The organism is Streptomyces sp. NPDC002690, assembly GCF_053592415.1.
The window spans coordinates 1-21,235 of record NZ_JBSFVR010000110.1 but is presented as its reverse complement, the minus strand read 5'-3'; the positions used below and the strand labels follow the sequence as shown (position 1 = coordinate 21,235).

At 72.9% G+C, this 21,235-nt stretch carries 18 protein-coding genes; 10 read left to right on the top strand and 8 right to left on the bottom strand.

What is annotated here, in order from left to right; genetic code table 11:
- Positions 1–53: 53 nt before the first annotated feature.
- Entirely contained in the window at positions 54–926 is an 873-nt protein-coding gene (locus ACWD3D_RS16300) for an RNA polymerase sigma factor SigF (RefSeq protein ID WP_451461516.1), read from the bottom strand.
- Between the two features lie 416 nt (positions 927–1,342).
- Here ACWD3D_RS16300 and ACWD3D_RS16295 point away from each other — a divergent pair, with 416 nt between their 5' ends.
- A complete protein-coding gene (locus tag ACWD3D_RS16295) occupies positions 1,343–2,146 on the top strand; it encodes a GNAT family N-acetyltransferase (protein WP_451461515.1) in 804 nt (267 codons plus the stop codon).
- A 76-nt stretch (positions 2,147–2,222) separates the two neighbouring features.
- Here ACWD3D_RS16295 and ACWD3D_RS16290 read toward each other — a convergent pair whose 3' ends face one another.
- Positions 2,223–2,645, bottom strand: a complete 423-nt coding sequence (locus ACWD3D_RS16290; RefSeq protein WP_451461514.1) for a GNAT family N-acetyltransferase — start codon at positions 2,643–2,645, stop codon at positions 2,223–2,225.
- 182 nt (positions 2,646–2,827) lie between these two features.
- Here ACWD3D_RS16290 and ACWD3D_RS16285 point away from each other — a divergent pair, with 182 nt between their 5' ends.
- The 3 genes from ACWD3D_RS16285 to ACWD3D_RS16275 all read left to right on the top strand — a co-directional run bounded on the left by ACWD3D_RS16285 (position 2,828) and on the right by ACWD3D_RS16275 (position 5,434).
- On the top strand, positions 2,828–3,499 hold the full coding sequence (locus tag ACWD3D_RS16285; protein WP_451461513.1) for a TetR family transcriptional regulator: 672 nt from the start codon (positions 2,828–2,830) through the stop codon (positions 3,497–3,499).
- Positions 3,496–4,272, top strand: a complete 777-nt coding sequence (locus ACWD3D_RS16280) for an SDR family NAD(P)-dependent oxidoreductase (RefSeq protein ID WP_451461512.1) — start codon at positions 3,496–3,498, stop codon at positions 4,270–4,272. Before ACWD3D_RS16285 ends, ACWD3D_RS16280 begins: the two co-directional genes overlap by 4 nt.
- 121 nt (positions 4,273–4,393) lie before the next feature.
- Positions 4,394–5,434 (top strand): NAD(P)-dependent alcohol dehydrogenase, encoded by a 1,041-nt coding sequence (locus ACWD3D_RS16275; RefSeq protein WP_451461511.1) that lies wholly within the window; start codon positions 4,394–4,396, stop codon positions 5,432–5,434.
- Positions 5,435–5,714: 280 nt separating this feature from the next.
- Here the strand turns inward: ACWD3D_RS16275 and ACWD3D_RS16270 are convergent, their stop codons facing one another.
- Positions 5,715–7,112: a tetratricopeptide repeat protein gene (locus ACWD3D_RS16270; RefSeq protein WP_451461510.1), complete on the bottom strand. Its 1,398-nt coding sequence runs from the start codon at positions 7,110–7,112 to the stop codon at positions 5,715–5,717.
- An 82-nt stretch (positions 7,113–7,194) separates the two neighbouring features.
- Between ACWD3D_RS16270 and ACWD3D_RS16265 the strand changes: the two genes are divergently transcribed.
- Both ACWD3D_RS16265 and ACWD3D_RS16260 read left to right on the top strand, forming a co-directional pair.
- On the top strand, positions 7,195–7,524 hold the full coding sequence (locus ACWD3D_RS16265) for a DUF6191 domain-containing protein (protein WP_451461509.1): 330 nt from the start codon (positions 7,195–7,197) through the stop codon (positions 7,522–7,524).
- A gap of 227 nt (positions 7,525–7,751) precedes the next feature.
- Positions 7,752–9,425: an ABC-F family ATP-binding cassette domain-containing protein gene (locus tag ACWD3D_RS16260; RefSeq protein WP_451461508.1), complete on the top strand. Its 1,674-nt coding sequence runs from the start codon at positions 7,752–7,754 to the stop codon at positions 9,423–9,425.
- A gap of 43 nt (positions 9,426–9,468) precedes the next feature.
- Here ACWD3D_RS16260 and ACWD3D_RS16255 read toward each other — a convergent pair whose 3' ends face one another.
- Complete coding sequence (locus tag ACWD3D_RS16255; RefSeq protein WP_451461507.1) at positions 9,469–9,951, bottom strand: NUDIX domain-containing protein; 483 nt, start codon at positions 9,949–9,951, stop codon at positions 9,469–9,471.
- Positions 9,952–10,270: 319 nt separating this feature from the next.
- Here ACWD3D_RS16255 and ACWD3D_RS16250 point away from each other — a divergent pair, with 319 nt between their 5' ends.
- On the top strand, positions 10,271–13,783 hold the full coding sequence (locus ACWD3D_RS16250) for a phosphodiester glycosidase family protein (protein WP_451461506.1): 3,513 nt from the start codon (positions 10,271–10,273) through the stop codon (positions 13,781–13,783).
- An 80-nt stretch (positions 13,784–13,863) separates the two neighbouring features.
- On the opposite strand, the gene ACWD3D_RS16245 is transcribed toward ACWD3D_RS16250, so the two are convergent.
- From ACWD3D_RS16245 to ACWD3D_RS16230, 4 genes are all read right to left on the bottom strand, one after another.
- Positions 13,864–14,274 (bottom strand): PTS-dependent dihydroxyacetone kinase phosphotransferase subunit DhaM, encoded by a 411-nt coding sequence (locus ACWD3D_RS16245; protein ID WP_451461505.1) that lies wholly within the window; start codon positions 14,272–14,274, stop codon positions 13,864–13,866.
- The gene (dhaL, locus tag ACWD3D_RS16240; protein ID WP_451461504.1) at positions 14,271–14,885 is read right to left on the bottom strand and encodes a dihydroxyacetone kinase subunit DhaL; all 615 of its coding nucleotides are present in this window, start codon (positions 14,883–14,885) and stop codon (positions 14,271–14,273) included. The genes ACWD3D_RS16245 and dhaL overlap by 4 nt, the downstream gene beginning before the upstream one ends.
- A gap of 85 nt (positions 14,886–14,970) precedes the next feature.
- Positions 14,971–15,963, bottom strand: a complete 993-nt coding sequence (gene dhaK / locus ACWD3D_RS16235) for a dihydroxyacetone kinase subunit DhaK (protein WP_451461503.1) — start codon at positions 15,961–15,963, stop codon at positions 14,971–14,973.
- Positions 15,964–16,164: 201 nt separating this feature from the next.
- Positions 16,165–17,625 (bottom strand): PucR family transcriptional regulator, encoded by a 1,461-nt coding sequence (locus ACWD3D_RS16230; RefSeq protein WP_451461502.1) that lies wholly within the window; start codon positions 17,623–17,625, stop codon positions 16,165–16,167.
- 108 nt (positions 17,626–17,733) lie between these two features.
- Between ACWD3D_RS16230 and ACWD3D_RS16225 the strand changes: the two genes are divergently transcribed.
- The 3 genes from ACWD3D_RS16225 (at position 17,734) to ACWD3D_RS16215 (ending at position 21,199) form a co-directional block, all read left to right on the top strand.
- Positions 17,734–19,269, top strand: coding sequence for a purine-cytosine permease family protein (locus ACWD3D_RS16225; RefSeq protein WP_451461501.1), 1,536 nt, complete (start codon positions 17,734–17,736; stop codon positions 19,267–19,269).
- Positions 19,270–19,332: 63 nt separating this feature from the next.
- Positions 19,333–19,737 carry a YybH family protein gene (locus ACWD3D_RS16220; protein ID WP_451461500.1) on the top strand — a complete coding sequence of 135 codons (405 nt, stop codon included), beginning with the start codon at positions 19,333–19,335 and terminating at the stop codon, positions 19,735–19,737.
- Positions 19,738–19,753: 16 nt separating this feature from the next.
- Complete coding sequence (locus ACWD3D_RS16215) at positions 19,754–21,199, top strand: gamma-aminobutyraldehyde dehydrogenase (protein ID WP_451461499.1); 1,446 nt, start codon at positions 19,754–19,756, stop codon at positions 21,197–21,199.
- Positions 21,200–21,235 lie beyond the last annotated feature (36 nt).

Genomic DNA, 21,235 nt, shown 5'->3' with positions numbered 1-21,235 from the left:
TGGAAGGCCACGCCCCTCGCGCTCCGCTCCCGGACGGTGCCCGCCCCGCCGGGTCACTCCTCGGTCAGCATTCCGTCGCGCAGCTTGCGCAGCATGCGGCTGAGCAGCCGGGACACGTGCATCTGGGAGATGCCCAGTTCGGCGCCGATCTGGGCCTGCGTCAGCTCCTGGCCGAAGCGCATGTCGATGATCCGGCGTTCCCGCGCGTCCAGTCGGTCCATGAGCGGGGCGAGCGCCTGGAGGTTTTCCACACCCTCCATGGCGGAATCCGGTTCGCCGAGCACGTCGGCGAAAGTCCGGCCGTTCGTGTGCGGGCGGCCCGACTCGCCGCTGTCGGTGGGCATGTCGAGCGAACCCGCGGTGTAGCCGTTCGAGGCGACGATGCCCTCCGTGACCTCCTCGGGGGTCAGCTCCAGATGGTCGGCGAGCTCCTGGACCGTCGGGTCGCGGTCCAGCTCGACGGCGAGGAGATCCTTGGCCTTGGCGAGGTCCACCCGCAGCTCCTGGAGCCGTCGGGGTACGTGGACGGCCCAACTGGTGTCGCGGAAGAAACGTTTGATCTCGCCGACGATGTACGGCACGGCGAAGGAGGTGAACTCCACTTCGCGCGAGAGGTCGAACCGGTCGATGGCCTTGATCAGCCCGATGGTGCCGACCTGGACGATGTCCTCCATGTCCCCGCTGCCCCGGTTGCGGAACCGGCCGGCGGCGAAGCGGACGAGAGAGAGGTTCATCTCGATCAGCGTGTTCCGCGCGTACTGGTACGCGTGGGTGCCCTCCTCCAGCTCCTGGAGGCGGTCGAAGAAGACGCGCGAGAGCTGGCGCGCGTCCTGAGGGGCGACCTTCCCGGCGTCCTCGATCCACGGGAGCCCGTCCGTCACCTCCGCCCTCTCCACGCCGGTGATCCGTGCCGTGTGTGCGGTCATCCCGTCACGCTCCCCTGGTCGAGTGCCCTCAGGTACTGGCACCTTCCCCGGGCCACGGGCCTCATGCGCCGTCAGCGAAAGGGATCAAGGCAGGAGTTCGGAATTGGCCGGGAAGCGACGGTGCCAGCGCGGGCCCGCCGTCACCGGAGGGGCCGCGGGCCCTCCGGCGTACAGAACCGCCCCACCGGTACGGGGGAGCCCGGTGGGGCGGTCGTCACCAGAGTGCCACAGGCGGGTGTCGCGGGGAGACGGACCGGCCACGCTTCCTCCGTCCGTGACGCCGCCCACCGCCGGAGCTTCGTGACGCCGCCCACCCTCGGAACGGGGAATATCCGGATCGCCGCGCGCGCTTTTCGCCAGATGTGGCGCCACGGTCCGGCGCCGCGCCCACCGAGGAACACCGGAGCGAGGAAAGCATGTCCGAGGTCTATGTCACCGATCACCGCGGAGCCCCCGCGAACAGGGGGGGCGGCACGGTGGGTGCACCCGCCCCCGGGCGGGAGAGTTCCGGTCATCCCCTCCACCCCCTGGACAACCCGTCCCTCTCCGCGCTGACCGGCAACCAGGCGCACTTCGCCGAACGCCGCGGACGCGTCGCGCGCTTCCCCGTCGACGTGGCGCCCTGGTTCGCGCTGCCCCAGGAGCCCGACGCGCGGGACTGGGCGGATGCCGCAGCGCTCGCGGGCCCCGGCGCCCCGGTCACGCTCATGGGCGTCCGGCAAGCGCCGCCCGGGGACTGGGAGATCGAATTCGAGATCGACGGTGTGCAGCTGTCCGGCGAGGGGCTGCGCCCGGAGCCGTACCCCGAGGCGGTGCGGCTCGGCGCCGAGGACGTGCCGGAGATGCTGGAGCTGGTCGAACGCACCCGCCCGGGGCCCTTCCTGCCGCGCACCGTGGAGCTGGGTACGTATCTGGGCGTGCGGCGCGACGGGGTGCTGGTCGCGATGGCGGGGGAGCGGGTGCGCCCGGCCGGGTGGAGCGAGATCAGCGCGGTCTGCACCGACGCGTCCGTACGGGGGCAGGGCCTCGCGAGCAGGCTGGTCCTGGCGGTCGCCCACGAGATCACCGCGCGCGGCGACATCCCGTTCCTGCACGCCGCGGCCGAGAACACCGGAGCGATCCGGCTCTACGAGTCCCTCGGCTTCCGTCTCCGCCGCACCACCGTGTTCCGGGGCGCGATCACCCCCGCGATCCTGCCCTCCCCGGTGGTCAACGCCTGATCGTGTTCCTCGTGTGTTCCTCGTGAGGGGGGTGGCCGGTTCGCCGGTCCCCCCTTTTTTCTCTTCGTGCGTGCCCTCAGGGAGTCGGGTGGACCAGGCGGAACATGCCGGTCATGTCGCCGGGCGTGAACCCCTCACGCGCGTAGAGCGCCGCACCCTCGCCGGTGGAGAAGAGCCCGACGAAGGCGGTGGCCGGGGCGGTGGTCCGCACGTGGTCCAGGAGCCGGCGCAGCAGCAGTGTTCCGATCCCCCGGCCCTGATGGGAGGGGAGCACGGCCAGGTCCTGCACGTAGAAGTAGGAGACGCCGTCGCCCACCAGGCGCCCCATGCCGATCACCTCCTCCCCGTCCAGCGCGACGGCGCCGGCCGTGGAACCGGCGAGGGAGGCGGGCAGGAACTCCCAGGCGAAGGCGTGGGACCAGCCCACCGCTTCCGCGATCCTGCGGTGTTCGTCCGCCGTGGGCAGCCGGTCGGTCAGGGCGAGGGTGGTGCGTGTCATGAGGCTGATTATCCGACAACCTCCCCTGTGGTCCCGTCCCCGTGGTCCCGCGGTCCGGCCTCTTTGTGGGTCCGGGTCGACACCCGACGTCCGGCGACCGGGTTCACGCCTCACGGGCCTCCTTGGAAAGTCCCAACGAGACAAGTGTCCCGCTGCGACATTTTTGGGTGTACGGTGCAGACATGAGCACGGAGCAGAGGGAACCGGAGAGGCGGAGCCGCAAGGCCCGCCGGACCCGGGACACGCTGGCCCGAGCCGCGTTCGAGCTGGTGCTCGACCGGGGTCTGCGCCAGGTGACGGTCGAGGAGATCGCGGAAGCGGCCGACGTCGACCGGCGCACCTTCAGCCGGTACTTCAGGAGCAAGGAGGACGCTGTCCTCGACGCCGTGCGCGGCGACGGCGACCGCATCAACGAAGCCCTGCGCGCCCGGCCCGCCACCGAGCCCCCGCTCACCGCCTACCGGCGGGCCGTACTCGACTGGCTCGACGACACCGCCGCCGGGCCCTGGCACCTGCGCCCCAGGATCTTCGAGCTGCTGGTCCTGGCCGAGGAGGAGCCGACCCTCTACGCGGCGTACCACCACATCCGGGTGGACGCCCAGGAGGTATCGGTCCTCATCCTCGCGGACCGGCTCGGCGTGGACCGCCGCGAGGACCTCCGTCCCGCGGTCACGGTCGCGGCGGGAGCGGGAGCCCTGCTCGCCGCACAGGCGGCCTGGGTCCGCACCGGTCTGCCGGACGCCCTGCCCGAACTCGTGGTCCAGGCGTTCGACGCCCTCTCCTCGGACCTTCTGACCCCGGCCCCACAAGGGCCGGCGCACCGCAGCACCACAGAAAGAAGCACCACGTCATGAGCACTGACCTCTCCACCTCCTACGCGACCGAGTTCACCGGCAAGGTCGCCCTGGTCACCGGCGGTGCCTCCGGCATCGGTCTGGCCCTGTCGCAGCGCCTCGCAGCCGGCGGCGCGGCGGTCGTCGTCGCCGACTACGACGAGGAGAGCGCCCGCAAGGCCGTCGCGGAGCTGACCGCCACCGGCGCCCGCGCCGCCGCCGTCCGCCTGGACGTCACCGACCCCGCCTCCGTCGAAGCGGGCGTCCGGTTCGCCGTCGACACCTTCGGTGCCCTGCACCTCGCGGTGAACAATGCCGGCATCGGCGGCCCCGCCGCTCCCACCGGCGAGTACGCCGTCGAGGACTGGAACCGCGTCGTCGCCACCAACCTCAGCGGCGTCTTCCACTCGATGCGCTACGAGATCCCCGAGCTCCTCAAGGTCGGCGGCGGTGCCATCGTCAACATCTCCTCCATCCTCGGCACCAACGGCTTCGCCCAGTCCCCGGCCTACGTCGCCGCCAAGCACGGCGTCGTCGGCCTGACCAAGACGGCGGCCCTGGAGTACGCGGCGCAGAACATCCGCGTCAACGCCGTGGGTCCGGGCTTCATCGACACCCCGCTGCTGCGCAACACCGACGGCCCCGCGCGCGACCACCTGATCTCGCTGCACCCCGCGGGACGTCTGGGCACCTCGGAGGAGGTCGCCGAGCTCGCCGCGTTCCTGCTCTCCGACCGCGCCTCCTTCGTCCACGGCAGCTACCACCTGGTCGACGGCGGCTACTCCGCCTCCTGACCGCCCTGCCCCGGAGACCCCGGGGCGACGGGGGAGCAGATCCAAAGAGGCACGCCACCGGGAGACCGGCCGAGACCCGGCCGGGCCGGCGGCGGGCCCGGTACAGAACAGAGGGAGAACCATGAAGGCAGTTCAGTACCGCACCGTCGGCGCGGCACCCGAGGTCGTAGAGATTCCGAAGCCCGTCCCCGGACCGGGGCAGATCCTGCTGAAGGTCACCGCGGCCGGTGTCTGCCACTCCGACATCGCCGTGATGAGCTGGTCCGCCGAGCAGCTCACCTACCCGCTGCCGCTCACCCTCGGCCACGAGGGCGTCGGCACCGTGGTCGAGCTGGGCGACGGCGCCGAGGGCGTCGCCGTCGGCGACAACGTCGCCGTCTACGGCCCCTGGGGCTGCGGCACCTGCGTGAACTGCGCCGAGGGCCGGGAGAACTACTGCCTGCGCGCCGACGAGCTCGGCATCATGCCGCCCGGGCTCGGAAACCCCGGCGCCATGGCCGAGTACATGATCGTCGACAACGCCCGACACCTGGTCCAGATCGGCGACCTCGACCCGGTCAAGACCGTGTCGCTGACCGACGCCGGACTCACGCCGTACCACGCGATCAAGCGCTCGCTGCCCAAGCTGGTGCCCGGCGCCACGGCCGTCGTCATCGGCACCGGCGGCCTCGGCCACGTGGCCATCCAGCTGCTGCGCGCCATGACCGCCGTCAAGGTTGTCGCCCTCGACGTCACCGAGGAGAAGCTGGAGCTGGCCCGCAAGGTCGGCGCACACGAAACCGTCCTGTCCGACGAGAACGCCGCCGCCAAGGTGCGCGAGCTCACCGGCGGGACCGGCGCCAAGGTCGTGCTGGACTTCGTCGGCGTCGACGCCACCGTGAAGACCGCCGGAGCGGTCGCCTCGGTCGACAGCGACGTCACCATCGTCGGCATCGGCGGCGGTCTCCTGCCCGTCGGCTTCGGGGTGCTGCCGTTCGCCACCTCGGTCACCGCGCCGTACTGGGGCTCCCGCAAGGAACTCGCCGAGGTCATCGAGCTGGCCCACGCGGGCGCCGTCGACGTCCACGTCGAGACGTTCTCCATCGACGAGGCGCCGCTCGCCTACGAGCGCCTGCACGACGGCAAGATCAACGGCCGGGCGGTCATCCTGCCCAACGGCTGACACACACCCCGGGTCCCGCCCGCCCTCCCCCCGGGACGGGCGGGACCCGGTCCCTTCGTCGCTCGTACGAGGCTCGTACGAGTACGGAGCAACCCGACGCGGGCCGCCGAACCACGGCGACGGCCCGCGTCGGCGTGTCCGGGACGCGAAGCGGACCTTCGCCGGCAGGCAGGGCGACGGTGTCCCCGAAGCAGCCGCCGGAACACGGAACACAGCGCCGAGACCGCCTCCGGGCCCACCCCGGCTCGTCGTGCGGCGCCCGTCCGGCTGCGGCGTGCCTCTACGGGGAAAGCCCGGCGGCGCGCTCGCCAGGATCCGCCTCACGCCGGAAGGCACGCCAACGGCTGTCCTCCTCCCTTCGCTGGGCGGCGACGCCGGGGATGGCCGCGAGGGCCTCGGCGGGGCGGTGCTGTTCGATCAGCAGGTCGGCGAGGGAAGCGATGTCGAAACTTCTGGTGGATGTTCCGAGGAGCGCGATCGCCTCGTCCGCGCGGCCGTCCCGGACCAGCAGCTGGGCGACGGTGGTGTCCCGCTCACCGGGCTCCAGCCCGGACGCCGCCTCGACCTCGGCGATGGCCTCGGCACAGCGCCCCGACTCTCCCATCAGCCACCACCTGGTGGACGGAACCCAGTGCGCGCTCTCCGCGAGGAACTCCGGAGTGCGTTCCTCCAGGAGCTCCAGTGCCCGATCGTGGAGCCCGTGCTCGGCGAGCATGAGTGCCGCCGGTTGCAGCAGCCCCTCCCACACGTCCTCGAACGTGGACCGCACCGATTCCACGGCGTCATCGGTCCTGCCCTGCCGGGCCAGCAGCTCCATGAGGAGTGACTGAAGCCCACCCGGGTACTCGGCGCCCCCGGCCCCGATCCACTCACGCAGCATCGCCTCGGCTTCGTCAGCCCTTCCGCTGCCTTCCAGGGCCGTCACCAAAGGCTGACAGGCCCAGCGGCCATGCCCGGCCGCGACCGACTGACGCAGATCCTCGATCCGTCCGTGCCGGGCGAGGAGTTCCGCGAGGCCCTCCGCCGTATTCCCGCAGCCGACCCGGTCTCCGGCCATGGCGGCGCCAAGGACACGGACCGCCTCGTCCACCCGCCCCGACCTCTCCAGAACCTGGGCCCGCAACAGCGGTACTGCCCACAGCGGGTCCGACATGCCTACGGCCCGGTCCTGCCCGGCCTTGTCCACGAGCGTGGTGAGCAGGCGCAGGATCCGGTCGTCCCGCCCCTGCCCTTCGGTCATCCTCACCAGCGACGACAGCAGTCGTCCCTCTGCCAGGTGAGGTTCCAGCACGGTGATCGCCTCGTCCACCCGCCCCGCCGCGACCAGCACCTCGGCGTAGACCTGACACGCCCCGGGCACGTCCTGTGCGGCTCCGTCCGGGAGCACCCGCGCCAGTGCTTCCTCGACCCGCCCCCATCGGAGCAGGATGTCGGCGCCCGCCGAGAGCGCGGGCGGCCAGCCGCTCTCGGTGAACGGCTTCATCACGCCCCAGGCCCGCTCGAAGTCCTCCGTCGCACACAACTCGCGCGCCGCCGCACGGGCACAGAACCAGTCCCCGCGTTCACGGGCGGCTCGCACCACCAGATCCAGGTGTCCGTTCGCAAGAAGGGACTCCACCGTCCGTGGGAAGACTCCGCCGAGGTGACGGTACTGCCACTCAAGATCGTCAACGTTCACGGAACACCGTAAACACGCCCGCAGCCAGGGCCGGCGGCACATCCCGCGCGCTCCGGCCCCACACCCCCGTCATGCTGAGGCCATGGGATTCGCCGCGCTGCTCACGCTCCCCACCCTCGTGGTCGGTCTGACCGTGCTCGCCTTCGTCGACCAGCTGATGCTGCGCTTCTCGCGCGCCGGTGTGCTGCCCTGGCGGAACAGTGCCCGGCAGGGACAGGTCTCCGCGACCGGGTTCGAGCAGCTGCACGCCACCTTCTCGCCCGGCAAACAGAGCGAACTCAAGGAACGCGCCGGCGCCCTGCTGCTGCGCGACGACGAGGAGGACGGCGCCCCGCCGCACCGGTCCACCGTGGACCTGGACGGCGGCCGGGCCGTCATCCGCCTGCCGGCCACGGACCCGGGGCGCGGCTGAACGAGGCGGGACGCCATATTCGGTGGGACATCCGCTCGGTTCCCCCTACACTCGCACCATGGGTTCGTACCACTACTTCCGCTGATCCGGCACCGGCGAGGACCGCCGCGGCCCCGCGCCGAGCGCGCTGCCCGGTCACCTCCCGCCGGCCGGAATCCATGCCCGACGCAAGCCCGTCCACGAGGCGCGCACCCGGGCCCCTCAGCGAACGCACCAGGAACACACCCATGCCCGCATCGCGCGACCGCTCACAGATCACCCTCCGGGACGTCACGCTGGCCTACGGCGACCGGGCCGTCCTGGCGGGCGTCACCCTCACCGTCGGGCCCGGCGAACACGTCGCCGTGATCGGCGAGAACGGCTCCGGCAAATCGACCCTGCTCCGGCTCATGTCCGGCGCCGAGGCCCCGGACACCGGAGAGGTCGTCACCCGGTTTCCCGACGGTGTCGGTCACCTCGCCCAGACCCTCGGCCTCGCCCCGCACCAGACCGTGCAGGACGCCGTCGACACAGCCCTCGCCGAACTCCGCGACCTGGAGCACAGGATGCGCGAAGCCGAGGCCCGGCTGTCCGGACCCGCCCCGGGGGCGGCGGACCTCGACGCCTACGGGGACCTGCTGACGACCTATCAGGACCGCGGCGGGTACGAAGCCGACGCCCGCACCGACGCGGCGCTGCACGGCCTCGGACTCGCGCACCTCACCCGTGACCGTCCCCTGGTCACCCTCTCCGGCGGCGAACAGTCCCGACTGGCGCTCGCCTGTGTGCTGGCCGCCGCACCTGAGTCACTCCTGCTCGACGAGCCGACCAACCACCTCGACGTGCCCGCCGTGCGCTGGCTGGAGGACCACCTGCGCGCCCACCGGGGCACCCTCGTCGTGGTCACCCACGACCGTGCGTTCCTGGAGGCCACCACCACGGTCATCCTGGAGGTGGACCGTGATCGGCGCGGCGTCACCCGTCACGGCGACGGCTGGGAGGGCTACCGGACGGCGAAGGCCGCAGGGCGGCGCCGATGGGCGCAGGAGCACCAGCAGTGGCTCACCGATCTCGCCAGGACCGAAGAGCTGGTGGAAACCGCCGGCCGACGGCTCGGGTCCACGGGCAAGGACCCGGGTGAGGGCTTCGGCAAGCACCGCCGCTCGCACGACACCAAACTCTCCGGCCGGGTCAGGGCCGCGCGCACGCGCCGGGACGCGCTGCTCGCCGCCCCCGTACCGCCGCCGCCGGAGCCCCTGCGATTCACCGTGGGGCTTTCTCTCGCGACGGCCGCGACGGCCGCGACGGCCGCGACGGCCGCCACCGCCGCCATCGGCGCCCCGGCACCCGTCCTCGCGCTGGAGTCCGTCTCGGTGGGGGAGCGGCTGCGTCTGCCCGCGCTCGACGTGCTGCCCGGGCAGCGTCTCCTGGTCGCCGGCCCGAACGGGGCGGGCAAGACCACCCTGCTCAGGGTGCTCGCGGGTGACCTCGCCCCCGACTCCGGGACGGTCGCCCGGCGCGGACGCGTCGGATACCTCCCCCAGGACCTGCCGGCCAGGCTGACCCGCCGCTCGCTCCTCGCCACCTACGCGGCGGGCCGGCCCGGCGCGCCCGAGGCGTACGCGGCGGACCTGCTCGCCCTCGGACTGTTCCGCGCCGAGGATCTCGGCGTCGCGGTGTGCGACCTCTCCGTAGGCCAGCAGCGCAGACTCGCCCTCGCCCGATTGGTGACCCGGCCCGCCGACGTTCTCGTCCTGGACGAACCGACCAACCACATCGCCCTCGACCTGGTCGAGGAGTTGGAGGCCGCGCTCGCCGAGTACGAGGGAGCGGTCGTGGTGGTCTCCCACGACCGGGCTTTTCGCCGCCGGTTCACCGGGGACGTGCTGGAACTGTGCGACGGACGTCCCATCGGGGCCTGACCGGGCGGCGGCCGGGACCCGCCCGAGCCGTGCCGGACACCGCCTACCGCCCCAGGTGCGCCAGCAGCCTTTCCACGAAGACCCGCTGACCGGTCACCAGACGGGACGCCGCCTGCTCCGGGGTGCACCAGGCGACCCGGTCGATCTCGGGGAACTCCTGGACCACCCCGGAGCCCCTCGGCCACTCCATGGCGAAGGTGCCGTACACCGCCTCGGCCGTGTCCACCTCGCCCTCCACCGCCCAGATGACCACCGTCTTGCCGCTCGCCTGGCGGGACTGGCCGAGCGGCACCCAGAAGCCGTCCGGTACCGGCAGTCCGACCTCCTCCTCGAACTCCCGGCGGGCCGCCGTCTCCGCCGCCTCGCCCGGCTCGTACTCCCCCTTGGGGATCGACCACGCGGCGTCCTCCCGCCCGGCCCAGAACGGGCCTCCCATGTGCCCGAGCAGCACCTCCACACCTCTCTCGTCCGTCCCGGTCCCGGTCCGGTAGAGAAGGACCCCCGCACTGCGCTTGCTCATCGACATGTCGTCAATTCTCCGTACACCGCGCTTCCGTCGCCACCGGTTCGGGCATACCGGGCGTCCCGGAATCGGCCGGTCGCGCGGTCCGTGGGACGCGGGCGCCGGCGCCGCGTCGCGAACCCGGCGCCGACGTGCCCCGGTCGTACGCTGTTGTCCCCGCCGTCACTCCCGCCCCCTGGCGCCGCCCGGGCGCCCCCGGCATGCTGTCCGCCACCAGAGCGTGTTCCGGAAGTCCCGCCCGCCCTCCGGACGGACGGCGCGACGTCCGCGACCCGCCCAGGCGCTGATGAACCGTCCAGCCCGCCTTTCAGCAGGAGGACTTGTGCGTCGACGTCCAGGGACCGCCGTCCGCTCCGCGCGGGCGTTCGTGCTGTTCGCCACCGTCTGCGGTGTCGTGGTGGGGGCCGTTTCCCCCGCCGCCGCCGACACGACCCCCGATCCCCACCCGCGCAACGCGGCCGAGGCACTGAAACCGGTGGCCCCGCCGGGGGCGAGCGCACCGGCAGGCGCCGGGCGCTCCGCCGACCCCGTCATCGACGACCACGGCATCGAGACCGCCCGCACCACCCGGCCCGTCGCACCCGGCGTCGGCCTCACTTCGTACGACCGGCTCGAAGCCGACAAGTGGCTCCGCGTCGACGCGCTCACCGTGGACCTGCGCGAGAACGTCCGCGCCGACTACCTTTCCACCGGGAAGGTCAGCGACCGGCGTACGGTCTCCGAGCTGGCCGCCGGCCACGACGCCGGAGCGGGCCGCCGCACCGTCGCCGCCGTCAACGCCGACTTCTTCGACATCAACGAGACCGGCGCACCCCAGGGACCCGGTGTCCGGGACGGCGTCCTCGACCATTCGCCGGCCGCGGGCTCCTCCCGCGCGGTCTCCATCGGCGCGGAGAACGCCGGGCGAATCCTGGACCTGTACTTCGAGGGCACCCTCACCCTGCCCTCCGGCGACCGTCCACTCGGCGCCTATAACGCCGCCAACGTCCCCGCCGGCTCGGTGGGCGCGTACACCTCCGCCTGGGGCGACGCGGACCGCGCGCTGACCGTGGACGCGGCTCGGCCGGTCGCCGAGGCCCTCGTACGGGACGGCCGGGTGGTCTCCGTGTCGTCGGCACCCGGCAGCGGGCCCGTCCCCGAGGACACCACCGTCCTGGTCGGGCGTGAGGCGGGGGCGGAACTCCTGACGGCGCTGCGGCCGGGCGACCCGGTCGGGCTGACGTACCGGGCGCGCACCGGCGACGACGGGCCGCTGCCGCGCACCGCGGTCGGCGGGCGCGAACCGCTCGTGGTGGACGGCGTCGAGCAGAACCACGACGGCGAGAGCAACAACACCGCGGCGCCCCGTACCGCGGTCGGGTTCTCCCGGGACGGCCGGACCATGCACGTGCTGACCGTGGACGGCAGGCAGGCCGACAGCGGCGGGGTGACCCTCACCGAACTCGGCCGGATGATGCGCGAGGCCGGTGCCTTCAGCGCGCTCAACCTGGACGGCGGCGGCTCCTCCACCCTGGTCGCGCGCGAACCCGGCAGCGACACCCTCCAGGTGGAGAACAGCCCCTCCGACGGCAGCGAACGCACCGTACCCAACGGCCTCGCCCTCACCGTGCCGGACGGCAGCGGCGCCCTCGACGGCTACTGGGTTCGGACCCGCACGTCCCCGGCCGCCGCGCCGGGGGACGACCCCGTCGCCGGCGGGCACCCCGACCGGGTCTTCCCCGGCCTCACCCGGGCCCTGACCGCCGCCGGGTACGACGAGACGTACGGCCCGGCGGCAGGCGCCCCGCACTGGCGCACCACCGCCCCCGGCGTCGGGACCGTCGACGCGCGCGGCCTGTTCACCGCCCGGCACGGCGGCACGGCCGAGGTCGTCGCCGAGCGCGGGAAGGCCCGGGGCTCGGTCCGGCTCACCGTGCTCGACGCACTGGAGCGCGTGAGCCCCACCACCGAGCGCCTCGGTCTCACGGGCGAAGGCGCCACCGGCACCTTCGGCATCGTCGGCTCCGACGCCCATGGCGACAGCGCCCCGGTCGAACCCCGTGACGTGACCCTCGGGTACGACCACGCCCTCTTCGACGTCCGGGACGACGGGCGGGGCTCCTTCACCGTCACCGCCCGCGCCGGCCAGGGCGCGGCGGGCCTCGTCACCGCCTCGGTCCACGGCACCACCACCGCGCTGGCCGTCACGGTCGGCCTCGCCGACCAGGCGGTGTCCGGCTTCGAGGACGCGGCCGGCTGGAAGTTCAGCCAGGCCCGCGCCGAGGGCTCACTGGCCGCGACCGAGGACGGCCACACCGGCACCGGGCTGAAGCTCACCTACGACTTCACCCGGTCCACCGCGACCCGCGCCGCCTACGCCGCCCCGCCGCAGCCGGTAGCGGTCCCGGGCCGTCCGCAGTCCTTCACCCTCTGGATCAACGGGGACGGCAAGGGCGCCTGGCCCACGCTCCACCTCAAGGACGCCGCGGGATCGGACCAACTGCTCCGCGGCCCGTACGTCACCTGGACCGGCTGGCGGCAGGTCACCTTCGCGGTGCCCGCCGGAGCCCCGGCGCCGCTCTCCGTGTACCGGTTCTACCTGGCCGAGACCGCCGCCATTGCGCAGTACACCGGCGGGATCGTCATCGACGACCTCGTCGCCCAGGTCGTACCGGCCGCCGACCTGCCCGCCCAGGAGCCGACGGCCGACCCGCTGATCGACACGGCGGCCGGCACCGAGGGCCGCGCATCCCGGTTCGCGGTGATGTCCGACGCGCAGTTCGTCGCCCGTGACCCCGGCAGCGCGATCGTCGCCCAGGCCCGGCGCACCCTGCGCGAGATCAAGGCCGCGCACCCGGACTTCCTCGTCATCGACGGTGACCTGGTGGACGAGGGGGCGCCCGCCGACCTCGACTTCGCCCGCCAGGTCCTGGACGAGGAACTCGGCGACGACCTGCCCTGGACCTACGTACCGGGCAACCACGAGGTGATGGGCGGCTCGATCGGCGCCTTCACCGACCGGTTCGGCCCGGCCCACCGCACGTTCGACCACGCCGGCACCCGCTTCATCACCCTCGACACCTCCAGCCTGAGCCTGCGGGGCGGCGGGTACGCCCAGATCCGCGAGTTCCGCGAACAGCTGGACGCGGCGGCCAACGACCCGGCCATCGGTTCCGTCGTGCTGATCGAGCACGTACCTCCGCGCGACCCCACCGTTCAGAAAGCCAGTCAGCTGGGCGACCGCAAGGAGGCGGCCCTCGTGGAGGAGTGGCTCGCCGGGTTCCGCCGTACGACCGGCAAGGGGGCCGCCTTCATCGGCGGGCACGTCGGGGTGTTCGACGCCTCGCACGTCGACGGCGTGCCCTACCTCGTCAACGGCAACTCGGGCAAGACCCCCTCCGGCCCGGTGGGCGAGGGCGGGTTCACCGGCTGGAGCCTGGTCGGCACGGACCGGGTCACCCCCGCCGAGCGGGCGACCGCCCGGCAGCGTCCCTGGTCGGGCGGGCCCGACTGGATCTCCGTACAGACCCGGGCCCACGTCGACGACCTCACCCTCGACGCCCCCGCCGCGCTCGCTCCGGGGGACCGGGCCGAGGTGTCCGCGCGGATCACCCAGGGCACGCGCCAGGTACCGGTCGCCTTCCCGGTCAGCGCCGACTGGACGGGGTCGCCGAACCTGCGGATCGGGGACACCGCAGGAGCGCGTGGCAGACCCGTCGCCTTCCTCGACCCCGCCACCGGCACGCTGACCGCCCTGCGGCCGGGCACCGTCACCCTCGCGGTGACCGTGAACGGCGTCACCCGCAGCGCCCGCGTCACGATCGCCGCGGAGGAGGCCGGGCGGCCGGCGGCTTGACCCGGGGGACCGGCGGGTGCGGGGCCTTCCCCGCACCTGCCGGTCGACCTTTGCGGCAGTCGTACCGCGTTGGCCGCCGTTCAGACCTTGCGGTACTCGTACGCCTCGGCAGCCGCCGCCCGAACTGCCGCCAGGTCGCCCCCGGCGGAGGCCGTGACGACGGCGGCGACCGCACCCTCCACGAACGGCGCATCCAACAGCTCCGTGCCGTGCGGGAGTTCGTCGCCGTCGGCGAGCATCGCCTTGACGGTGAGCAGGGCGCCGCCGAGATCCACGAGCACCGCCACCCCCGCGCCGGCGTCTACCGACCGCGCCGCGCGGGCGATCAGCCCGGAGCTGGTGCCGAGCCCGCCGTCCGGCATACCCCCGGCGGCGACGACGGGGGCCGTGGCGCCTCCCGCGGCGAGGCCGCGCGCCAGGGCGGCCACGGACTCGGCCACCGGCCCGCTGTGCGAGACCAGCACGATGCCGACCTGCCCCGCCCCGCTCACCGGGCACCGCCGTCCGTCGCCGCCGTTTCGGCGAGCGCGGCCATCAGCAGCGCCGCCGAGGCGGCCCCGGGGTCCTGATGGCCGATGCTGCGTTCACCGAGATAGCTCGCCCTGCCCTTGCGGGCCCGCATCGGCACCGTCCCCTCGGCCCCCGCCAGCGCGGCCCCGGCCGCTGCCGCGAACGACTCCTCCAGGGCCGCGACGGCGGGCACCAAGGCGTCGATCATCGTCTGGTCACCGGGCCGCGCCCCACCGAGCCGGCCGACCGCGTCGACGCCGTCCGCCAACGCGAGCCGCAGCTGATCCGCGCTCACCTCGGTTCCCGTGCCGAGCGCCTTGGCCGTGCGCCGCAGCAGCGTTCCGTAGAGCGGGCCGGAGGCTCCCCCCACGGTCGAGATCAGCGTCCGACCGGCCAGGCCCAGTACTTCCCCCGGGGTGGAGGGACCCTCCTCGTCCAGAGCGGCGGTCACCGCGGCGAAGCCGCGCCGCAGATTGCTGCCGTGGTCGGCGTCCCCGATCGCGGAGTCCAGTTCCGTGAGCCGGTCGGCCTCACGGTCGACGGCGGTCGCGGTCGCGGCCAGCCAGCGGTGGAAGAAATCGGCGTCGAGCACAGGGTCTCCTGTCCGGAGTGCGGGGCGCCCGGGGCGCCCGTCGGTGCGGTCGGTGGGCGCCCCGGCGGTGTACGGGCTCCCGCGCTCAGCGGCCCCAGCGGAGCGCGGCCGTACGCACCGGAGCGTCCCAGAGCCGCAGCAGTTCCTCGTCGACGCGGCAGAGCGTCACCGAGCAGCCGGCCATGTCCAGCGAGGTCACGTAATTCCCCACGAGCGTACGGGCCACCGGTACCCGGCGCTCGGAAAGTACCCGGTGTACCTCCGCGTTGAAGCCGTACAGCTCCAACAGGGGTGTCGCGCCCATGCCGTTGACCAGGGCGAGCACCGGCCCGGTGGGACGCAGATCCTCCAGCACCGCGTGCACCGCGAAGTCGGCGATCTCCCCGGACGTCATCATCGGCCGCCGCTCGCGGCCCGGCTCACCGTGGATGCCGATGCCCAACTCCAGCTCACCGTGCGGGAGATCGAAGGTCGGGGAGCCCTTGGCCGGGGTGGTGACGGCGCTCAGCGCGACGCCGAAACTGCGGCAGTTCGCGTTGACCCTGCGGGCCACCTCCGCCACCCGCTCCAGTGGAGCCCGCTCGTCGGCCAGAGCCCCGGCGATCTTCTCGACGAAGAGGGCCGCGCCGGTGCCCCGCCGTCCGGCCGTGAACGTGCTGTCCGCGACCGCCACGTCGTCGTCCACCAGCACCTGTTCGACCCGGATGCCCTCCTCCTCGGCGAGCTCGGCGGCCATCTCGAAGTTCAGCACGTCCCCGGTGTAGTTCTTGACGACGAAGAGGACTCCGGCGCCGCTGTCCACGGCCGCCGCGGCCCGTACCATCTGATCGGGCACCGGCGAGGTGAAGACCTCCCCGGCGCACGCGGCCGACAGCATCCCCGGGCCGACGAACCCCGCGTGCAGCGGTTCGTGCCCCGACCCGCCGCCGGACACCAGTGCCACCTTTCCCGCGACGGGGGCGTCCCGGCGCACGATCAGCCTGCCGGCGACGTCGACGTTCAGCTCGGGATGGGCGGCGGCGATGCCGCGCAGTGCGTCGGCGACCACGGTCTCGGGGACGTTGATGAGCATGCGCACGACGACTCCTGACGGCGAGGACGGGCTTGCGGAAGTGCTTCGCGGGGCCGACGGTGCTCCGTGAACGGACGGTGCTCCGCGAACGGACGGTGCTTCTGCGGATTGTGCGGTGTCCGACCCTCCGGCGTCCGGCGAACCACCCGGTCCACACATGTGCCGCCGCCGTGCCACCGGTCGTACGGGCCCGTTCGGCCGGTGCGCTCACACGGTCCGGTCGGCGAGCCCCAGCGTGCCGGCGGCCTGGATCGCCAGCCAGACCTCCGACAGGGCGCCGGTGGACGCCAGGTCGCGATCCGCCAGCGTCCCGAAGCGGCGGAGCCGGTACGCCAGGGTGTTGGGGTGGATGTGCAGCGCGGCGGCGGCGGCCTCGGTCCGCCGGTCCCGCTCCATCCACGTACGGACCGAGACGAGCAGCTGGGAGTCGTGGGCGGCGTCGTACCTGAGCACCTCACCGAGTACGTTCTCGACCAGCGCGGACAGTACCGCCGGGTCGTCCGGCAGCCACCGGCCCGTCAGGTCGTCGCCGTAGCGGACCACCGGCCGCCCCGACTCGGCCGCCTTCGAGGCGGCCCAGACCGCCTCCCGCTGCGCCACCTTCAGTGCCGCGCCCGGCCGGAAGGGGCGGCTCATCCCGGTCGCCGCCATCGGCAGGGTGCCCACCGCCTCCGCGAGTTCCGGCGCGCCGAGCACGTAGCGGTCATCGCCCCGGGTGAGCAGCAGATGCGGCTGGTCCGCGAGGACGTGCAGGAGCGCCTCGTCGGTGGTGTGGCGCACCACCATCAGGACGGTGTCCCCCTCGATCGCGTGCCGGGCGAGCCGGCGGCGGGCCGCCTCCGGGTCGAGTACCTCCTGCAGCAGCTCGGCGAGGGTCTCCGCACCCTGCCGGCGGAGCGTCTCGCGCTCGTTGCGCACCATCGCGAGCCGCAGCGCGGCCACGGTGGCGATGTGCTGGGCCACCGCGAGCCCGGCGGGCCGGGCGCCCTCGCGCTCGTACGCGACGAGGAACCCGGCCGGACCGCCGGGCGCGGGTACGGGCAGCACGAAGCCGCCCGGCACGGTCGGCGGTGCGTCCACGGAGTCCGGCAGCACCGACGGGTCCGGCACCGGGACGCCGGGAAGCAGGGGACGGCCCTGCGGTGTGCAGAGGTACACGTCGTACCCGGAGAGGCGTTCGAGCCGGCGGAGCAGGGTAGGGGTGTCGAGGTCCTCCGCGACCAGCCAGCGCAGCGAGCCGAAGACCTGGAGCTGGGCGCCGAGGCGGTGCCGGGCGTCTTCCTGCACCGCCGCGGCGACCTCCTGCGCGACGGCGATGAAGGGCACCGAGAGCGGTACTTCCAGCACCGGGAAGCCCCGTTCCTCGGCCGCCCGGAAGAAGTCGTCGTGCAGGACGGGCATGTGCAGCTGCGCGGAGAGCGCGAGGCCGGAGACACCGGCGTCGTCCAGACGTTCGAGGTAGGCGCGCTGTGCGGCGGCCGTGGCCGGGACCGCCAGCCCCGCCGTCATGATCAGCTCGGCCCCCAGCAGCCAGGGCGTCGGATCGTCCAACTCGCTGGCGTGCGCCCAGGAGACGGAGCGCCCCAGCCCCGCGCTGCCCGCTTTCACGGAGAGCTGGAGTGCGGGGAATGAGAGGAGATCTTCCACGGTGAGTTTGTCGCTGGCCACAGAAGGGAGCCTATCGCTCTGTGACTGACACAATTGTCGCCGATCACCCGGGGGGCCAGACTGTGGGCTCGTCACTGCTGCACGACAAGAACGGAAGGTGACACGCCCGTGACCAGCTCGATCACCGAAATCGAGACCTATGGGGTCGAGCGGATCCCGGACGGGGACCGCACGGCCCGCCCGATCGATCTGTTCCGCCTCGCCTTCGGCGGCGCCAACACGTTCGCGACGTGCGTCCTCGGAGCCTTCCCCATCCTTTTCGGGCTCTCCTTCTGGCAGGGCCTCGCCGCCACCGTCCTCGGTCTGGTCGCCGGGGCGCTGCTGCTGGCACCGATGGCGCTCTTCGGCCCGGCCAACGGAACCAACAACGCCGTCTCCTCCTCCGCCCACCTGGGCGTGCACGGACGCGTCGTCGGCTCCTTCCTCTCGCTGCTGACCGCCGTCGCCTTCTTCTCGATCTCGGTCTGGTCGTCCGGTGACGCCCTCGTCGGCGGAGCGCACCGGCTCGTCGACGTCCCCGAGTCCGACGTGTCGTACGGCATCGCCTACGCGATCTTCGCCGGGCTCGTCCTGGTCGTCTGCGTCTACGGCTTCCGCTTCATGCTGCTGGTCAACAAGATCGCCGTGATGGCCGCCTCCGCGCTCTTCGTGCTCGGCGCCTTCGCCTTCTGGGGCGACTTCGACCCCGGCTACGCGGGCTCCTTCGCCTCGACCGCCGACCCGCTGTTCTGGCCGTCGTTCATCGGCGCGGCACTGATCGTGCTCTCCAACCCGGTCTCCTTCGGCGCCTTCCTCGGCGACTGGTCCCGCTACATCCCGGCCGGCGCGCCCCGCCGCCGGGTGATGGGCGCCGCGTTCCTCGCGCAGATCGCCACCCTGCTGCCGTTCCTCTTCGGCCTCGCCACCGCGTCGATCATCGCCTCCAAGGCCGCGAAGTACGTCGACCCGGCCGCCCCCAACTACGTCGGCGGACTGCTCGCCATCTCGCCGGGCTGGTACTTCCTGCCGCTCTGCCTGATCGCCCTCATCGGCGGCCTCTCCACCGGCACCACCTCGCTCTACGGCACCGGGCTCGACTTCTCCAGCGTCTTCCCGCGCTTCAGCCGCGTGCAGGCCACCTTCTTCATCGGCGCGCTCTCCATCGCCTTCATCTTCGTCGGCCGCTTCGCGCTGAACCTCGCCCAGTCCATCTCCACCTTCGCGACGCTGATCATCACCTGCACCGCCCCGTGGATGGTCGTCATGGCGCTGGGCTACGTCACCCGGCGCGGCTGGTACGACCCCGACGCGCTCCAGGTCTTCAACCGCCGCCAGCGCGGCGGCCGGTACTGGTTCGCCCACGGCTGGAACTGGCGCGGCATGGCCTCCTGGCTGGTCTCCGCCGTCGTCGCCCTCCTCTTCACCAACCTGCCCGGCCAGTTCGTCGGCCCGCTGGGAGACCTCGCCAACGGCACGGACATCTCCCTGCCGGTCGGCCTCGCCCTTGCCGCGGTGATCTACCTCGTGCTGCTCACGGCCTTCCCCGAGCCCCGCGCGGTCTACGGCCCGGCAGGTCCCCGCTTCGTCCGGGCCGCCGACACCGAGGTCACACCCATCACGGGTCCGGCCGGGGAACCGGTGGCGATCGCGACCGCCGCGGGCTGACCCCGCAGGCCCCGTACAGCCCCCACGCCCCAGCCCTCAGGCCCCCCACGACAAGGAACCGACATGAGCGACACCTCCGGACACGAGGACGTGGCTGCCGCCGCCGACGCACTCGTCGCGGCCTTCGCGCAGGGCCGTCTCGACGACTACTTCGGCGCCTTCGCCCCGGACGCGACCTTCGTCTTCCACACCACCCCGCAGCGGCTGGCCTCCACCGCCGAGTACCGTGCCCTGTGGCAGCGCTGGGTGGACGAGGACGACTTCCGCGTACTGGCCTGCACCTCCACCGAGCAGCTGATCCAGTACTTCGGGGACACCGCGGTCTTCAGCCACGACGTGGAGACCCGCGTCGCCACCTCCTCGGGCGAGGAGACGCTGCTGGAGCGCGAGACCATCGTCTTCGCCCGCGCGGCCGACGGCGGCTGGCCCGCCGTCCACGAGCACCTGTCCGCCCGCACCACCGTCTGACCAGGAGAACCGTTCCATGAGCACCACGTTCCGCAACTACATCGACGGCGTATCCGTGGACGCCGCCGACGGTCGCACCCTCGACGTGGTGGACCCCACCACCGGTGACGTCTACGCGACCTCGCCCCTCTCCGGCCAGGCGGACGTCGACGCCGCCATGGCGGCGGCCGCCGCGGCATTCCCGGTGTGGCGCGACACCACCCCCGCCGTGCGTCAGCGCGCGCTGCTCAAGATCGCCGACGCGATGGAGGCGCGGGCCGACGAGCTCGTCGCCGCCGAGAGCCGCGACACCGGCAAGCCGCTCCACCTGACGCGGAGCGAGGAACTCGACCCCGCCATCGACCAGGTCCGCTTCTTCGCGGGCGCCGCGCGGATGCTGGAGGGCCGCTCGGCCGGCGAGTACATGGAGGGCATGACCTCCCTCATCCGGCGCGAGCCGGTCGGCGTCTGCGCCCAGGTCGCCCCCTGGAACTACCCGCTGCTGATGGCGGTCTGGAAGTTCGCCCCGGCGCTCGCCGCGGGCAACGCCGTCGTGATCAAGCCCTCCGACACCACCCCCGCTTCGACCGCGCTGATCGCCGAGATCATCGGCGGCGTGCTGGCCGGGATGGACCTGCCGCTCGGTGTTTTCAACGTCGTCTGCGGCGACCGGGAGACCGGCCGCATGATGGTGGAGCACCCGACGCCCGCGATGGCCTCGATCACCGGTTCCGTCCGGGCGGGCATGCAGGTCGCCGCTTCGGCGGCCAAGGACGTCAAGCGCGTCCACCTGGAGCTCGGCGGCAAGGCTCCCGCAGTCGTCTTCGAGGACGCGGACCTGGAGAAGGCCGTCGAGGACCTGATCGTGGGCGGCTTCTTCAACGCCGGCCAGGACTGTACGGCGGCCACCCGGGTGCTCGTCCACGAATCCGTGCACGACACGTTCGTGGCGGCCCTGGCGGCAGCGGCCAAGGGCACGAAGACGGGCCTGCCGGACGACGAGGACGTGCTGTACGGCCCCCTCAACAACGCCGGCCAGCTCGCCCAGGTCAGCGGGTTCATCGACCGTCTCCCGGCGCACGCCACGGTCGAGGCGGGCGGCCACCGGGTCGGTGACACGGGCTACTTCTGGGCGCCGACCGTCGTCTCCGGTCTTCGCCAGGACGACGAGATCGTCCAGAACGAGGTCTTCGGCCCGGTCATCACCGTGCAGTCCTTCACCGACGAGGCCCAGGCCCTGGAGTTCGCCAACGGCGTCGAGTACGCGCTCGCCTCCTCGGTGTGGACCAAGGACCACGCCCGCGCGATGCGGATGTCGAAGAACCTCGACTTCGGCTGCGTGTGGGTCAACAGCCACATGGCACTGGTCGCCGAGATGCCGCACGGCGGGTTCAAGAAGTCCGGCTACGGCAAGGACCTCTCGGGATACGGCTTCGAGGACTACACCCGGATCAAGCACGTCATGACCTCGCTCGAAGGCTGACCTTCGCGGCGCGGCCCGGCAGCCCTCCCGGGTCCG

What these genes read in the sequence shown, in the direction of transcription:
- ACWD3D_RS16300 (WP_451461516.1), bottom strand. Translation starts at nt 926, where the DNA reads ATGACCGCACACACGGCACGGATCACCGGCGTGGAGAGGGCGGAGGTG.
- ACWD3D_RS16295 (WP_451461515.1), top strand. Translation starts at nt 1,343, where the DNA reads ATGTCCGAGGTCTATGTCACCGATCACCGCGGAGCCCCCGCGAACAGG.
- ACWD3D_RS16290 (WP_451461514.1), bottom strand. Translation starts at nt 2,645, where the DNA reads ATGACACGCACCACCCTCGCCCTGACCGACCGGCTGCCCACGGCGGAC.
- ACWD3D_RS16285 (WP_451461513.1), top strand. Translation starts at nt 2,828, where the DNA reads ATGAGCACGGAGCAGAGGGAACCGGAGAGGCGGAGCCGCAAGGCCCGC.
- ACWD3D_RS16280 (WP_451461512.1), top strand. Translation starts at nt 3,496, where the DNA reads ATGAGCACTGACCTCTCCACCTCCTACGCGACCGAGTTCACCGGCAAG.
- ACWD3D_RS16275 (WP_451461511.1), top strand. Translation starts at nt 4,394, where the DNA reads ATGAAGGCAGTTCAGTACCGCACCGTCGGCGCGGCACCCGAGGTCGTA.
- ACWD3D_RS16265 (WP_451461509.1), top strand. Translation starts at nt 7,195, where the DNA reads ATGGGATTCGCCGCGCTGCTCACGCTCCCCACCCTCGTGGTCGGTCTG.
- ACWD3D_RS16260 (WP_451461508.1), top strand. Translation starts at nt 7,752, where the DNA reads ATGCCCGCATCGCGCGACCGCTCACAGATCACCCTCCGGGACGTCACG.
- ACWD3D_RS16255 (WP_451461507.1), bottom strand. Translation starts at nt 9,951, where the DNA reads ATGTCGATGAGCAAGCGCAGTGCGGGGGTCCTTCTCTACCGGACCGGG.
- ACWD3D_RS16220 (WP_451461500.1), top strand. Translation starts at nt 19,333, where the DNA reads ATGAGCGACACCTCCGGACACGAGGACGTGGCTGCCGCCGCCGACGCA.
- ACWD3D_RS16215 (WP_451461499.1), top strand. Translation starts at nt 19,754, where the DNA reads ATGAGCACCACGTTCCGCAACTACATCGACGGCGTATCCGTGGACGCC.